Below are 13,846 nucleotides of genomic sequence, written 5' to 3' on the forward strand. Positions count from 1 at the left end.
GCTCATGACCGGCCCGAGCCCCAACCGCACCGGCCGGCCGAGGCCGCGCGTCCCGCGTGGCCTCGGCGTGATGGTGTGTTCCCTTCCCGCAGTCGCCTTTCTGGTGCTGTTCATGGTGGCTCCACTCACATCATTTCTGGTCCGCAGCGTCACGGGATCCGGTGGGGGATTCACCTGGCAGTACTACACGGAGATCTTCACGGTGGCGAATTACCGTACCGCCCTGGTCAATTCACTGTGGCTTGCGATCGCCTCCACCGTGGTCACCCTGATCGTCGCCCTTCCGGCCGCGCTTCATCTCGCCCGACTCAGCGGTGGCCGGGCGGCGGGCTTCGACGCGATCCTGACCTTCCCGCTCTCGCTACCCGGGCTGGTGATCGGATTCTTCGTCATCGTGCTGTTCGGCCGCGCCGGTTTGGCGCAAGCCGCCGGGACCGCGTTGACCGGACAGCAGATGCTGGTCATCGCCTACTCGATGCCCGGTCTGCTGATCGCCTATCTCTACTTTCAGCTACCTCGTACCCTGGGCATTCTCCGCGGTGCGGCCAGCGGCCTTGATACAGACCTGAGTGCGGTCGCCCGCACCTTGGGTGCGTCACCGGTGCGGATATTCACAACGGTGGTCTTGCCTGCGTTGTGGCCGGCCATCCTGTCCGCGGCCGGGCTTGCGGTCGCAAGTTCGCTGGGGGCTTACGGAACCGTGGCCGCGCTCTCCGAGGGTTTCCGGGTCTTGCCGCTGGAAATCGCGGAGCAGGGAACAGCTCTGCAGAACACTGCGCTGGCCGGCGCGATGTCCATCACTCTGGCGGCGGTCGCCCTCGTCTTCACGCTCCTCAACACGGTGGGCGAGCGTCTCATCGCGAAATCGGAGCGTGCAACATGAGTATGCGTACAACTCTGACGGCGCCGGTCGACCCCGTCGATTCGACTACTCCATCCGATCGCCGATCACCCCGCCCGGCTCCACGCCGAGCACAGCGTGCCCGGCGCCGTTGGGTCACCGGATCCGCGGCCTGGTTCTGCGTCGTCTTCTCGATATTGCCGATCGTGGTAACCGTTCTCGTCGCATTCACCGACAATTGGAACAACGGTCCGCTCAGCGGTGGTCTCACCACCAAGTGGGTCGACGAGGCGCTGACGACATTCGTTCCGGCCCTGTCGATCAGCCTGCAGGTGGCGCTCTACACGCTGGTGATCGGCATACCACTCGGGATTCCGCTGGCGTTGCTCTTTGCCCGCAGTCGGCTACCCGGCATCGGGATCGTCAGATGGGTGACAAGTCTCCCGTTGGCCGTTCCCGGAATTGCGGTCGGGTTGGCCCTGAGTGCCATGTATCCACAGATGCAGCGGTCGGGGTGGTTGCTGATTTGCGGCCACGTGGTCGTCACGATGCCTTTCCTGGTCGCCGCCCTCACCCCGGTCCTGCGAGACCCGGACCTGCGTGAGCTCGAACAGACCGCGGCGACGCTGGGGGCAGGGGTGCTACGCCGACTGCGTACCGTGACGCTGCCGCACATCCGGCCGTCGTTGCTTGCGGCGGCGCTGATGGTGCTCACATTGAGTTTTGGTGAGTTCAACTTGACGTACTTCCTCGTCAATCCGGCACAGCAGACACTGCCGGTCGTGCTGTTCAGCTCCTTCGTCTACGGCCAAACTTCCGCTGGTGCGGCGTTGACGCTCTGGTACTGCGCTGCGGTGATTCCGATGGCGATCGCCCTTCACATTCTCGGCACACTGACGGTTAGGAGATCGAAATGACCTCAAGGACAGAAGGATCCGAATCCTCGGTACCCGCCGTCGAGGCCGCCGCGCTGGTCCGGCGCTATCCCAAATCGGATCGCGACGCAGTCAGTGGAGTGAGCTTCAATGTCTCCTCCGGAGAGGTACTGGCGTTGGTCGGACCCTCGGGCTGCGGCAAGTCCACCACTCTGCGAATGATCGCCGGACTGGAGCCACTCGACGGCGGTACGTTGTCGCTCGACGGTACCGATGCCACCGGAACCCGTCCGGAAGGCCGTCGAATCGGTTGGGTTCCACAGAGTTACGGATTGTTTCCGCATATGAGTGTGGCTGCCAACGTGGGCTACGGACTCAGCGCCCGTCGCGTCTCCAAAGGCGAACGTGTCGCTGCCGTCGCCGAGGCCCTGAGGTTGGCCCGTGTCTCGGAGCTGGCCGAGCGGTCCCCGCGGCAGCTGTCCGGCGGTCAGCGCCAACGGGTTGCACTGGCGCGAGCCCTCGCCACCGATCCGCGAGTGCTACTTCTCGACGAACCCCTGGCCGCGCTGGACCCGCAACTTCGCGATGAATTGCGCCTCGAACTTGCCACGATCCTGCGCGCTTCGGGGCGCGCGACGATCCTGGTCACACACGATCAGCAAGAAGCACTGGCCCTCGCTGATCGCATCGCAGTCATGCGCGACGGTCGAATGGAGCAGTGCGCCACGGCTCGAGAACTCTGGCAGCAGCCTGCCAACGCATTCGTCGCGGCCTTCCTGGGACGCGCCGCACTGGTGAGCGGCAGCGTCACACGGAACCGGACAATAGCGGTTCACGGCGGTTGGGAGATCCCCATCGACCAGCTTGCCTCCAGTGGCCTGGTCGCCGGTCAAAACTGCGAACTCGTCCTCCGGACACGCAGTTTCACTCATTGCACCGAGCCAGGGGCCGGCCTGCCGCTGCGCGTTGTCCAGAGTGAGTACCTCGGGGATCTCGTGCGTGTGCACGGCCGGATCGGTCTCTCCGACACTGCGCTGACAGTGGAGTTGCCGTCATCGATTGCTGTCACCGACTGGATCGGACTCGTACCTGTTCCCGGATCGATCACAGTCAATTCTATTGCCGACGAGAGGGTTTCATCATTACTGACACACTAGAGGTGCAGGGCGGCCGGGAGACGCTGATTCTGTGGGACCTCGACCGCACGCTGCTTGACGTAGCGGGCGTCGACCGCGAAGTCTGGTTCGAACTGTGTTCCGAAATAGTGGGCCGGCCCATCGCCGACGCAAAGGTCATCGAGGGAAGCACCATCCGAGGGTTGCTGCGCGCGATCTTGCAGCAGTTCGACGTCCCCGAATCCGAGGCTGACCAACTCCTGCCCCGGGCGTTGGCCCGAGAGGTCGAACTCCTCCGAGAACGCCGTGCGTTGCTGGTGCAACGAGGCCGCGCATTGCCCGGCGCCAAGTCGGCGATCGAGGCCTTTTCGCGCTACTCGCACATATATCAATCAGCACTCACCGGAAATCAGATCGAAGTAGCCGAAATCAAATTGGCGGCGTACGGACTGCTCGACGGACTCGACCTGGAGCAGGGAGCCTTTGGCAAGGACACGATGAAACGACCTGACTTGGTTCCCATTGCCATCGCCAAGGCGGAACGTCGATTGGGTCGGCGCGTCGATCCTGCTGACGTGCTCTTGATCGGCGACACCGTACTCGACGTCGAGGCGGCTCGACGGAACGGTGCCCGGGTCGTGGCTGTGAGCACCGGAACCGCTGATGCAGAATCGTTGTCCGCCGCCGGAGCGGATCTGGTCGTCTCCAGCCTGGAGGATCTCTGCAACACCGTTCGTAACACCCCAACACTGGATGGAATTCTGTAATGCCATACGACAATTGCTACGAACTGGTTCAGATCAGCGACACCCATCTGCTCGCTTCGGGCGAATTGCTCGAAGGGCTCGACACACAGGCCCACCTCGAACTTGCCTGCGACGCGATCCGCGCAGCCGAGACCACGTTCGACGCGATCCTACTGACCGGCGATCTGGTGGATGGAGGCGGACGCGAAGCCTACCAACGACTCTCGTCCCTCATCGGTGATCTGAGTGCGGACTTGGGTGTACCCGCGATTTACCTGTCCGGCAACCATGATGATCCCACCCTGTTCGCCGAAGAGCTGGGAACGCCGGTTTCTGCTCAGGGAACACTCGACTTCACCACGCACGTCCGGGATCTGCGAGTGATCGGATTGGACAGCAACGTGCTGGGCGCCGGACACGGGGAGATCCGTCCCCACCAGTTCGAATGGTTGGCAGAAACGTTGAGCACCAAGGCCGCCGACGGTACGGTGCTGATCATCCATCACCCGCCGATGCCTGCCACGTCGCCGTATCTCGAGGACTACATCCTCGATCCCGACGATCGGGAACAGCTTGGCGAACTTGTTCGCGACTCGGATGTGCGAATGATCGTCTCCGGTCACTACCACCAGCCGGTCGGCGCCGTGCTCGCCGGAATCCCTCTCTGGGCAGGTGGCGCAGTGTCATACACCGGCAGCGCCTTTGCTCCGAGCGGGCTGCATCAGGGGCTACGCATGCCGATGATCTCGAAGATTCAACTGCATCCAGACACCGCTTTCGGAATGGCTCATCCGTTGCTGACGGAGGCGCCGGTCTACACGATGTCGAGCGAGTAGGGGACAACCTCTCGCGCGCGTTCGGCAGTCAGGGCGGGCAGTCGACGGCGGTCAGGGCGGGCGTTCGATCATCAATCGATTCTGGGCGGACACCAGGCCCGCAACGTTCGATGTTGGCGAGGAAATCGCGGCTGGTGGTCACCCGTTTCGGGTGATGCGCGCGGCGCCGCCGCTGCCGATGCTGGTAGTCGGGCGCGTTGTGGGCGTCGGGGCATACCAACCGATTCGGGGGTCCGGCAATCGATATCCGCGGTTCGGTGTGTGATCGGCGAGCGGCTGTCGTGTGGTGTCGGGGCGCGCAGTCATGAGCGACCACCAGGAGACCATCCATTCGGCGGTTCCGCTGGTGCTCGTTGGTTCGGTGTTCGTCTATTCGATCGTGTCGGCGCGCCTGGATCGGGCGCGGGTGAGTGCGCCGATGGTGTTCGTGGCGATCGGGGTGCTGATCGGGGCCTCCGGTCTCGGGCTCGTCCAGGTGGATCCGGGTGGCCACTGGTTGCTGACGGTCGCCGAGTTGACCCTTGCCCTGCTGCTGTTCTCGGACGCCTCGCACTTGCGACTGCGCGACGTCGAGGGCGATTCGGGACCGCCGACCCGGTTGCTGCTGATCGGCTTGCCGCTCACTCTGCTCGCGGGCACCCTGCTCGCATTCTGGATGTTCCCCGATCGTGGCTGGGTGGTGGCCGCGCTGATCGCCGCACTACTCGCACCGACCGACGCCGCACTCGGTGCCGTGGTGGTCAGTGACACCCGGATCCCCGCCCGGATACGCCGGATGCTGAATGTCGAAAGTGGACTCAACGACGGCATGGCCACGCCGGTGGTGATGGTGCTGATCACGGTGGTCGCGTCGGAGGCGGGCAAGCTCGGTTCTCTCGATTGGGTCCTCGATGCCGCCTGGGCGATGTCGGTTGCCGTGGTGGTCGCGATTGTCGTCGGCGGTGGTGGCGGCTGGGTGCTGCGCTGGTGTCGCAGCCGCGGGTGGACGTCACCGTTGTCGGAGCAGGTGGCCGTGCTGACGATGGCGCTGCTGTGTTATCTGGCCGCGACCGAGATCGACGGCAACGGGTTTGTCGCGGCGTTCGTGGGCGGGATGGTCTTCGGATTCGCAACGCCGCCGTCGCTGCGCGTGCGGTCCGAGTTCACCGAGACGATGGGGTTGTTGGCGTCCTATGTGGTGTGGATGGCGTTCGGCGCCACCATGGTCGGGACGGCGCTCGAGCACGCCACCGTGCGGACCGTGGTGGTCGCGGTCGGTGCGTTGACGGTGGTCCGGATGGTTCCGGTGGCCATTGCGATGGCAGGTGGTCGGTGGGGATGGCAGACGATCCTGTTCGTCGGATGGTTCGGCCCGCGGGGGCTGGCGACGGTGATCTTCGTGATGATCGCGGCGCAGGAACTGGGGACGACCGCGGTCTCCGATCACCTGATCGAGGTCGCCTCGCTGACGGTTGTGTTCTCGATCCTCGCGCACGGCCTCAGTGCGTTCCCGCTGGCGGGGCGATACGGGCGGTGGGCTTCGGCCCTGCCCGACGATGCCCCTGAGCGGGTGGCGGTGACGGCGGTTTCGACCCGAAGGGTGATGCTGCACCTCGCCCCCCGCGGTGCCCACCGCGGTTCACCCTCTGATCAACCGTGAACCGAACGGGCCGGTCGGGCGGATTCACGACACGGACATTGTCATTTACTCGACATAAAGCATCTCAAATGTTGCGATGGAGGGACGGAGAAATAACAAAAACATTCCAGGATGGTGAAGGTTATGAAATCTGCACGGAGGGGATTCGTGGTTTTGGCCGCGACTGTCACAGCGTTTACTGCATTTCTGGCGCCTGCAGCAATCACACCGCCGCCCGCCGAGGCCGAACCGGGAGCCTCGACCGACGCATTCCTCGCGGCCGATCCGATCGGTCGCTACATAGTGGTCCTCGGTGCGCGCATGGATCCCGGCGGGGACCCGCCGCCGATCCTGCAGGATCGCCTTGACCGGGCCGCGGCGCTCGCTCGCGCGCACCCACTCAACCGGATCATCGTCACCGGAGGAAACACCTGGACGCTGCCGATATCAGAGGCCACCTTCATGCACCTCCAGCTCGTCGAACGGGGAGTTGCGCCCTGGCAGGTCATTGACGAGCACGCAGCCATGAGTACCAACGACAACGCGATCCGAGTTGTTGCGATGCTCAAAGGCCTCGGAGCCACCGGCGCGGTCATCGTGACCAACGGCTTTCATATGCCTCGCGCCATGAAAGCGTTCAGAACTCAAGTGGCCGAACAGAATGCAAACATCGCGGTCGAACCCGCGTACGCCTGACCGGGGCGCCGCCCGCACCCCCCGCGACCCGCCTTCTCGCGGCTCGCGGCTGTGGCGTCAGCTCTGCGAGAGCACCGTGGTGACGATTTTCGCCAGGTAGCCGATTCGGGCGATTTCGGACGGCCGGAAGTCCGGGCCGCCCGGTCGTCCGAGCAACAGCGCCTTGCCGGGCGTGCCGATCGGAGCGGCGGCCAGCCGAATGTCCATGTCGCGCCACGATTGGGGGACCCAGGGCGCTTCGGGATTGAGCTCGGCGGTCTCGGCGATGGGCAGCCAGCTGGCATCGGTCAGCTGGGTCTCGGGAGCACTCGAGCTGCCGAACAACTGGATTGCGCCGCCGCCACCGCCAGCGGTGATGATGGTCGCCCAGTCGACTCGGAGCACTCGCGGTGCGGAATCGACCAGCACCTGCAGGCGATCGCGGCCTGCGCGGGCGATGTCGTTGACCAGTTCGAGTTCGCGATGGGTTTCGAGCAGACCGGTATACGGCCGGATCGAGTCGACGCGAACCCCGTCCACCTTCTCCGCTGCCGTGATCAATGTGTCGGGCAATGCGCTGCGGGGGACCTCGACAACGATGTCATCGACCGCGTAACCCTCACCTCGCTCGACGACGTCGAGCGAGAGGATGTCGGCGCCGACGGAACCGAGTGACACGGCCAGCAGACCGAGTGAGCCGGGACGATCTTGCAGGTAGACGCGCAACAGGTAGGACACGCCGGTCATTCTCCCACCGGAGTTGGTCCGGCGCTGTTCAGGCGCCGGACATCGAGGTCCAGGGCGCGTGATAGGAGGAAGGGTCAGTTCTGAGGGGGATTCCCGGCGAGCGGTTCGACGACGACTGCGGTGCCGTATGCGCAGACCTCGATGCCGGTGCCTGCATACTCGGTCGTCTCGAATCGGAAGGCCACAACAGCATTGGCGCCCCGATGTTGAGCTTCGGTGGCCAGACGTGAGAGTGCCTCTTGGCGACAATCGTGCAGCAACTGGGTGATGCCCTTGAGTTCTCCACCCACCATCGACTTGAAGCCGGCGCCGATGTTCGATCCGAGGTGGCGTGAACGAACGGTGAGGCCGAAACACTCGCCGATCGTATTGGCGATCTGGTAGCCCGGGATGTCATTGGATGTGACGATGATCATGCGCAACCCTAACTGGTTGGTGTTGTGGCGGCGCAGTTCTGAGTCCACGCGTGTGATCGTCGGTCGGGCGACCGGACGGCCGTGCCTGTCACCGGTCGGCGGCCGACTACTCTGGCCCAAGGGTTTGGCCCACAGTTCGTGAGCCGCCCACACCGACAAGAAAGGGTGCATCTGCGTGTCTGCCATCTCGCGTGATGAAGTAGCGCATCTGGCCCGGCTGTCCCGGCTGGCGCTGACCGACGACGAACTCGACCATTACGCCGGTCAGCTCGATTCGATCCTGTCGCACGTCGCGAACATCTCCGAGGTCGCCGCTGCTGACGTTCCCGGCACCGCACATCCCGCCGACCTGGCCAATGTGCTGCGTCCGGATGTTGTCGTGCCCGGGCTGACCCCCGCGCAAGCCCTGTCCGGTGCGCCCGCAGTGGAGCAGCAACGGTTCGCCGTCCCCCAGATCCTCGGAGAAGAAGCGTGAGCGCCCCCACCAGAGAGTCCGGTGCCATCACCGGGCAGTCCGCTGCCGATCTCGCCGCGAAGATCCACGCCGGTGAGCTGTCCGCGGTCGAGGTCACCCAGGCCCACCTCGATCGGATCGAGGCGGTTGACGGTGAGCTGAATGCCTTCCTGCACGTCGGTGCCGAGCAGGCACTGGCGACCGCGGCCGAGGTCGACAAGGCCGTCGCCGCCGGTCAGGCCCCGGCTTCCCCGCTGGCGGGCGTTCCGCTGGCGCTCAAGGACGTGTTCACCACGACCGATGCCCCGACGACGTGCGGTTCGAAGATCCTCGAAGGCTGGGTTCCGCCGTACGACGCCACCGTCACCGCCAAGCTGCGCGCGGCCGGTATCCCGATTCTGGGCAAGACCAACATGGACGAGTTCGCGATGGGTTCGTCCACCGAGAACTCCGCCTACGGCGTGACCCGGAATCCGTGGGACACCACCAAGATTCCCGGTGGTTCGGGCGGCGGTAGTGCTGCCGCGCTCGCATCGTTCCAGGCTCCGCTCGCCATCGGTACCGACACCGGTGGTTCGGTGCGGCAGCCGGCTTCGGTCACCGGCACCGTCGGCGTCAAGCCGACGTACGGCACGGTGTCGCGGTACGGGCTGGTCGCTTGCGCCTCCTCACTCGATCAGGGTGGGCCTTGTGCCCGAACGGTCCTGGACACCGCACTGCTGCATCAGGTGATCGCTGGACACGATCCCCGCGATTCGACGTCGATCAACAAGCCCATCGCCGACATGGTGGCCGCTGCCAAAGCCGGTGCCGCCGAAGATCTTTCGGGTGTCCGGATCGGCATCGTCACCGAGCTTCAGGGTGATGGCTACCAGGCCGGTGTGCTCGAATCGTTCAACGCGGCCGTGACAACGCTGAAAGAGCGCGGCGCCGAGATCGTCGAGGTCTCCTGCCCGCACTTCACCTACGCACTGGGTGCGTACTACCTGATCCTGCCGTCGGAGGTGTCGAGCAACCTCGCTCGCTTCGACGCGATGCGTTACGGATTGCGTGTCGGCGACGACGGCACCAACAGCGCCGACCAGGTGATGGCGATGACCCGTGACGCCGGTTTCGGCGCAGAGGTCAAGCGCCGCATCATGATCGGTACCTACGCCCTGTCGTCGGGCTACTACGACGCGTATTACGGCCAGGCACAGAAGGTTCGGACGCTCATCGCCCGCGACTTCGCCAAGGCCTACGAATCGGTGGACGTACTGATCTCGCCGACCACACCGACCACCGCGTTCGCGATCGGTGAGAAGGTCGACGATCCGCTGGCCATGTACCTGTTCGACCTGTGCACCCTGCCGGTCAACCTGGCGGGCAACTGCGCCATGTCGGTGCCGTCGGGACTGTCGGTGGACGACGGACTGCCCGTCGGTCTGCAGATCATGGCGCCGTCGATGGCCGACGAACGTCTCTACCGTGTCGGTGCCGCCTACGAAGCCGCCCGAGGCCCCATCGTCTAGCCCGATGATGTGCCCTTTTGGCGAACAAAACCCCAGGTGGGGTGCGCCAAAAGGGCACATTATTGGTGGCACCCGGGCGCTAGTAGACCCTGCTCGGTGCCATATTGATGACCGAATCCGGCGGGGTATGACAGTGCCCCGATGAGGTCGGCGCTGGCCTGAACGAAACCCGCGATCGGGATCCATGGCGGGATGGGCATGTCGGAACGCAGGTCGGGTGGTAGCTGCGGCGATTCCCAGAGCAGTCGCGGCGACCATCGGATGACCGGGTCGGAACCGTTGGCCAGCACCGTGGTGTTGGGTGCGGCGATGGTGGCAGAACCCTCCGGTGCGCCGGCGAGAACCGTGTGGCAGATCGCGTCGGGTGCGACATCGAGGAGGCGGCGCCGGGCGGCGTCGGCACCGATCGCGCCCAGGCTCTGGCCGTAGAGGTAGATCTCGGGGCGGTCCTCCGTCGGGGATCGTTCGACGGCTGACACCACCGCCTCGGTCAGCGCCACAGCACTGTCCCGCGCCGGTTGCGGGGACGAGACAAACGCCTGCCATGAGGGAATGTCGCTGTACTGCAACGTGATCACGCTGACGTCGCTGTCGAAACGGGTTTCGAATCCGGTGACTGCGTCGGAATCCACCCACCCCGATCCGGTTGGAACCGCGATCACCACCGCGCGCCGCTGCAATCCGCCGGACTCCTGCCAGTGCCGTACGGTTTCGGTCGCCCGGACCTGCACATCGCGGTCGTCGAGTTCGCCGTAGATCCGCAGGGACGAGGAAGTGGCATCCGTGCTGACGAACTCCTGCGCGGGACTGTGGGTGGGTCCGGCCGCGCCGGCGGGTGACGGCATCAGCGGCAGTACCGCCACCACAGCGAGTGCGGCGACGATTGCCCGCGTCCGGGCGCGGACGTAACAGGCGGCTGCAATCAGCGCTGATGGACCCAGTGCGCCCAGGATCCACCAGAAGCCGACGGGAGACATGTCGAGGTGTGTACGTAATCCGTTCTGCCACCAGAGCATGTGGCCGAACAGGCCGGTGAACAGTCCGGCGCAGATCCATCCGGTGTACCGCCGCGATCGAATATTGCCCGGCCACCTCCCTCCGGCGACCCGGCCGAACAACGCGCCCAGTCCGCCGAATGCGGCCAGGAGCAGTCCGGCCACGAACGCCCCGCGCGGTAGAGATGCCGGCGCGAGTGCCAGTGCGGCTCCGCTCAATGCGCCGATGCTGGTCAGTGGACGGGGCCAGCTCGGTGCTCTGCGCGCTCGCGTACTCACACGTGGCGTTCTCATGCCAGACCCACCAGCGAGGCGAGGGATTCGCCGCCGCGCTGAACCGAGGTCACCACAATCGATGGCAATGATTCTTTGCTCACGGGCGCACCGGCATGCTGGCGCCAGGTGTTGAACGCCAAACCGATTCGCGCCAGGTCCGCGGCCCAGTGGCAGGACGGGTTGCTGCAGGAGTCGTGCATCGCCTCGATTAGCATGCGATCCAGCGACGTTCGTGCCCAGGGGCCCAGCGGTTGACCGTGGCGCTGTGCGTAGCGCAAGAGGTCGTAGCCGAAGTCATGTGCCTTGCAGAGATCTTCGAAACGATCGGGGAGGGGGATGGGAGACGAACATGCTCCTTCTGGGTTGCTCGGCAGCCCGCCTGTCAACTGCGGCCGATAGTCGAGCAGCGCCGCAAAATCGTCCGGCAGTGACGTGATCGCCTGCTGCGGGTCGGGTCCTGTCAGTGCAGTGACAACCATTCCGGCCGGGCTCTGACGTTCGGCGATCTCGGTTGCGGACATGCCGACGGGCGCCGAGGTGGCGTTCGCTGCGGCGGGCCACATACCCACCGCCAGGACTGTGCTGATCACCATGCTGGACAGGAAGATTCGACTTGCGGCAGCTCGCATGAGATCAACCTAGAAATCGCAGGCACTGCGACACATCGGTCGACCGGGGTGTATGCGTGCGCCGTGTTCGGGTGAGTTGCGCCGCCGTCCGCTACTGCGGGGGCGTCTCGATCTCACTCTCAGGTATGAGGCCCAACCAGGAAAGGGGAGCTAGCGTGGTAGAGGTGAAACTGTGGACAGCGCCTGCCGACTACGTGGTCGGCGAGGTCAAGAAATTGCCGATCGCAGCCGACCCTGCGGTCGCTCGATTCTTGGGGCACCGGATCAACATATTCCTCACGCTGGTCGCGTTGATCATGTATTCGATTGCCTGGCCGACGTTGTCGCAGACACACGATGTGCGGCCTGCCGTCATGCCGATCGTCGCGGCGTTCGCCGCGTTCCCGATCATGCTCGGCTGGTCCAATCCGACCCTGGGCTGGGCGATCTCGGTGGTGTCGGCACAGCTCATCGGACTGACCATCGATCCGGTCAACGACTGGAATTACACGATTTCGGTGGTGCACCTGATCGAGATCCTCGTCCTGACCGTGTTGGCGTATCTGCGGGCGCCGTTGCGATTGCTTCCGGTCTTCTGGGCGGTGTCCAGCTTTGTGATGTATCAGGCGACACCGCCGGAAGCCCAGGTCGGCTGGGTGGTGGGGCTCAGCATCGCGGCCGTCATCTGCATCTTGATCCGGATCATCGTCCGGTCGCGGGTCGCGTTGGCGCAGCAAACAGTGTTGAAGGACACCGAGAAGTCCAAGAATGCAGTGCTTTCCGAACGAACCCGGATCGCCCGCGACCTCCATGACGTTGTTGCACACCGGATGTCGGTGGTGGTGGTGCAGGCGCAGACCGCCAAGTATCGCGTCGACGGAGTCGGGGAGGAGGCGGCTGCGGAGTTCGATGCCATCGCCGATGTGGCCCGGGAAGCTCTCGACGAGGTGCGGATGATGTTGGGAGTGCTTCGACTGGAGGATGATTCGCCGGGTGCCGAGGCGTACGCGCGCAATCCCAACCCCGGATTGGAACAGATCGGCGGGATCGTCGCGGCGACCCGCGGAGCCGGTGTTGATGTCACGTATCACCCGTTGTCGACCGGTGAGCAGGTCGGAGATACCTGTGCTCTGGTTGCCTACCGCATCGTTCAGGAGTCGTTGGCCAACACCACCCGGTACGCCGTCGGCGCCCAGGTCACCGTCGAATTGTCGGTACGCGGTGATGATCTGAACGTCACGATTGCCAACACCGCATCCACCGGGCAGCCGATCAGTCTGGAGTCGTCAGGTGGGCAAGGGATTCCGGGGATGATCGAGCGGGCAAAGGCGGTCGGTGGGGTGTTGTCGGCAGCGCCGCAACCGGGTGGTGGGTTTGTGGTCCGTGCTGCTCTGCCGCTCCGAGTGGTCGGTGCGCCGGAACTTCCCGGGCCGACCAACGTCTGATTGCCCGAGTGAAAGTAGGGTTGGCCGGGTGTCGATCACGGTGTTCATCGCAGACGATCAGGCAATGGTGCGTCAGGGTTTTGGCGCGCTGTTGGCCGCGCAGCCCGACATCTCGGTGGTGGGTGATGCCGCTGACGGTCAGGCCGCGGTGAAAGGTGTCCGCGCGTTGCATCCCGATGTGGTGCTGATGGATGTCCGCATGCCGATCCTCGACGGGTTGGCCGCGGCCGAACAATTGCTCACCGGCCCGCTGCGGGTGCCGAGCAAGATCCTGATGCTCACCACCTTCGACATCGACGACTACGTCTACCAGGCGCTGCGGATCGGGGCGTCCGGATTCATGCTCAAAGATGCACCCGCCGAAGAGTTGGTGCGTGCGGTTCGCGTGGTCTCTGCCGGTGAGGCACTGTTGGCGCCGTCGGTGACGCGTCGTCTCATCGCGGAGGTGAACAGCCGACATCGGCCGCGTAAGGCAGAACCGGGGGAGTTGGCGGCTCTGACACCGCGCGAGCGCGAGGTGCTCGAGCAGGTTGCCGAGGGCAAGTCGAATGCCGAGATCGCCGGCCATCTGTTTGTCGCCGAACAGACCGTCAAGACCCATGTCAGCAACGTGCTCTCGAAGCTGCATCTGCGCGACCGGGCGCAGGCCGTTGTCTACGCCTTCGAAAACGGAGTGCGCTGACCTCCT

The 13,846-nt window shown here is 64.8% G+C and carries 15 protein-coding genes; 11 read left to right on the top strand and 4 right to left on the bottom strand.

Going from position 1 to position 13,846, the window contains the following annotated elements:
• Nucleotides 1–4 precede the first annotated feature (4 nt).
• The 7 genes from AC1TPF_RS11000 to AC1TPF_RS11030 all read left to right on the top strand — a co-directional run bounded on the left by AC1TPF_RS11000 (nt 5) and on the right by AC1TPF_RS11030 (nt 6,727).
• Complete coding sequence (locus AC1TPF_RS11000) at nt 5–883, top strand: ABC transporter permease (protein ID WP_482143844.1); 879 nt, start codon at nt 5–7, stop codon at nt 881–883.
• Nucleotides 880–1,758 carry an ABC transporter permease gene (locus AC1TPF_RS11005; protein WP_482135095.1) on the top strand — a complete coding sequence of 293 codons (879 nt, stop codon included), beginning with the start codon at nt 880–882 and terminating at the stop codon, nt 1,756–1,758. Before AC1TPF_RS11000 ends, AC1TPF_RS11005 begins: the two co-directional genes overlap by 4 nt.
• Nucleotides 1,755–2,873 carry an ABC transporter ATP-binding protein gene (locus AC1TPF_RS11010; protein ID WP_482143845.1) on the top strand — a complete coding sequence of 373 codons (1,119 nt, stop codon included), beginning with the start codon at nt 1,755–1,757 and terminating at the stop codon, nt 2,871–2,873. Before AC1TPF_RS11005 ends, AC1TPF_RS11010 begins: the two co-directional genes overlap by 4 nt.
• A gap of 2 nt (nt 2,874–2,875) precedes the next feature.
• Complete coding sequence (locus AC1TPF_RS11015) at nt 2,876–3,598, top strand: HAD family hydrolase (RefSeq protein ID WP_482143846.1); 723 nt, start codon at nt 2,876–2,878, stop codon at nt 3,596–3,598.
• Nucleotides 3,598–4,413, top strand: a complete 816-nt coding sequence (locus tag AC1TPF_RS11020) for a metallophosphoesterase (RefSeq protein ID WP_482135092.1) — start codon at nt 3,598–3,600, stop codon at nt 4,411–4,413. The genes AC1TPF_RS11015 and AC1TPF_RS11020 overlap by 1 nt, the downstream gene beginning before the upstream one ends.
• Nucleotides 4,414–4,717: 304 nt before the next feature.
• On the top strand, nt 4,718–6,052 hold the full coding sequence (locus AC1TPF_RS11025) for a cation:proton antiporter (protein WP_482135091.1): 1,335 nt from the start codon (nt 4,718–4,720) through the stop codon (nt 6,050–6,052).
• Nucleotides 6,053–6,175: 123 nt separating this feature from the next.
• The gene (locus AC1TPF_RS11030) at nt 6,176–6,727 is read left to right on the top strand and encodes a YdcF family protein (protein ID WP_482143848.1); all 552 of its coding nucleotides are present in this window, start codon (nt 6,176–6,178) and stop codon (nt 6,725–6,727) included.
• 57 nt (nt 6,728–6,784) lie between these two features.
• Here the strand turns inward: AC1TPF_RS11030 and AC1TPF_RS11035 are convergent, their stop codons facing one another.
• Nucleotides 6,785–7,453, bottom strand: a complete 669-nt coding sequence (locus tag AC1TPF_RS11035; protein ID WP_482135089.1) for an ACT domain-containing protein — start codon at nt 7,451–7,453, stop codon at nt 6,785–6,787.
• 74 nt (nt 7,454–7,527) lie between these two features.
• Nucleotides 7,528–7,869, bottom strand: coding sequence for a YbjQ family protein (locus AC1TPF_RS11040; RefSeq protein ID WP_482137218.1), 342 nt, complete (start codon nt 7,867–7,869; stop codon nt 7,528–7,530).
• A gap of 175 nt (nt 7,870–8,044) precedes the next feature.
• On the opposite strand from AC1TPF_RS11040, the gene gatC reads away from it, so the two are divergent.
• Both gatC and gatA read left to right on the top strand, forming a co-directional pair.
• Nucleotides 8,045–8,344 (top strand): Asp-tRNA(Asn)/Glu-tRNA(Gln) amidotransferase subunit GatC, encoded by a 300-nt coding sequence (gene gatC, locus AC1TPF_RS11045; RefSeq protein ID WP_482135088.1) that lies wholly within the window; start codon nt 8,045–8,047, stop codon nt 8,342–8,344.
• A complete protein-coding gene (gene gatA, locus AC1TPF_RS11050) occupies nt 8,341–9,834 on the top strand; it encodes an Asp-tRNA(Asn)/Glu-tRNA(Gln) amidotransferase subunit GatA (protein WP_482135087.1) in 1,494 nt (497 codons plus the stop codon). The genes gatC and gatA overlap by 4 nt, the downstream gene beginning before the upstream one ends.
• Nucleotides 9,835–9,893: 59 nt before the next feature.
• Here gatA and AC1TPF_RS11055 read toward each other — a convergent pair whose 3' ends face one another.
• Both AC1TPF_RS11055 and AC1TPF_RS11060 read right to left on the bottom strand, forming a co-directional pair.
• Nucleotides 9,894–11,108 (bottom strand): alpha/beta-hydrolase family protein, encoded by a 1,215-nt coding sequence (locus tag AC1TPF_RS11055; RefSeq protein WP_482143850.1) that lies wholly within the window; start codon nt 11,106–11,108, stop codon nt 9,894–9,896.
• Between the two features lie 11 nt (nt 11,109–11,119).
• Entirely contained in the window at nt 11,120–11,734 is a 615-nt protein-coding gene (locus tag AC1TPF_RS11060) for a hypothetical protein (protein ID WP_482135085.1), read from the bottom strand.
• 164 nt (nt 11,735–11,898) lie between these two features.
• Here AC1TPF_RS11060 and AC1TPF_RS11065 point away from each other — a divergent pair, with 164 nt between their 5' ends.
• Both AC1TPF_RS11065 and AC1TPF_RS11070 read left to right on the top strand, forming a co-directional pair.
• A complete protein-coding gene (locus tag AC1TPF_RS11065) occupies nt 11,899–13,158 on the top strand; it encodes a sensor histidine kinase (protein WP_482143851.1) in 1,260 nt (419 codons plus the stop codon).
• A gap of 28 nt (nt 13,159–13,186) precedes the next feature.
• Complete coding sequence (locus AC1TPF_RS11070; protein ID WP_482135083.1) at nt 13,187–13,840, top strand: response regulator; 654 nt, start codon at nt 13,187–13,189, stop codon at nt 13,838–13,840.
• Nucleotides 13,841–13,846 lie beyond the last annotated feature (6 nt).

This window comes from Williamsia sp. Y853 (genome assembly GCF_056786495.1).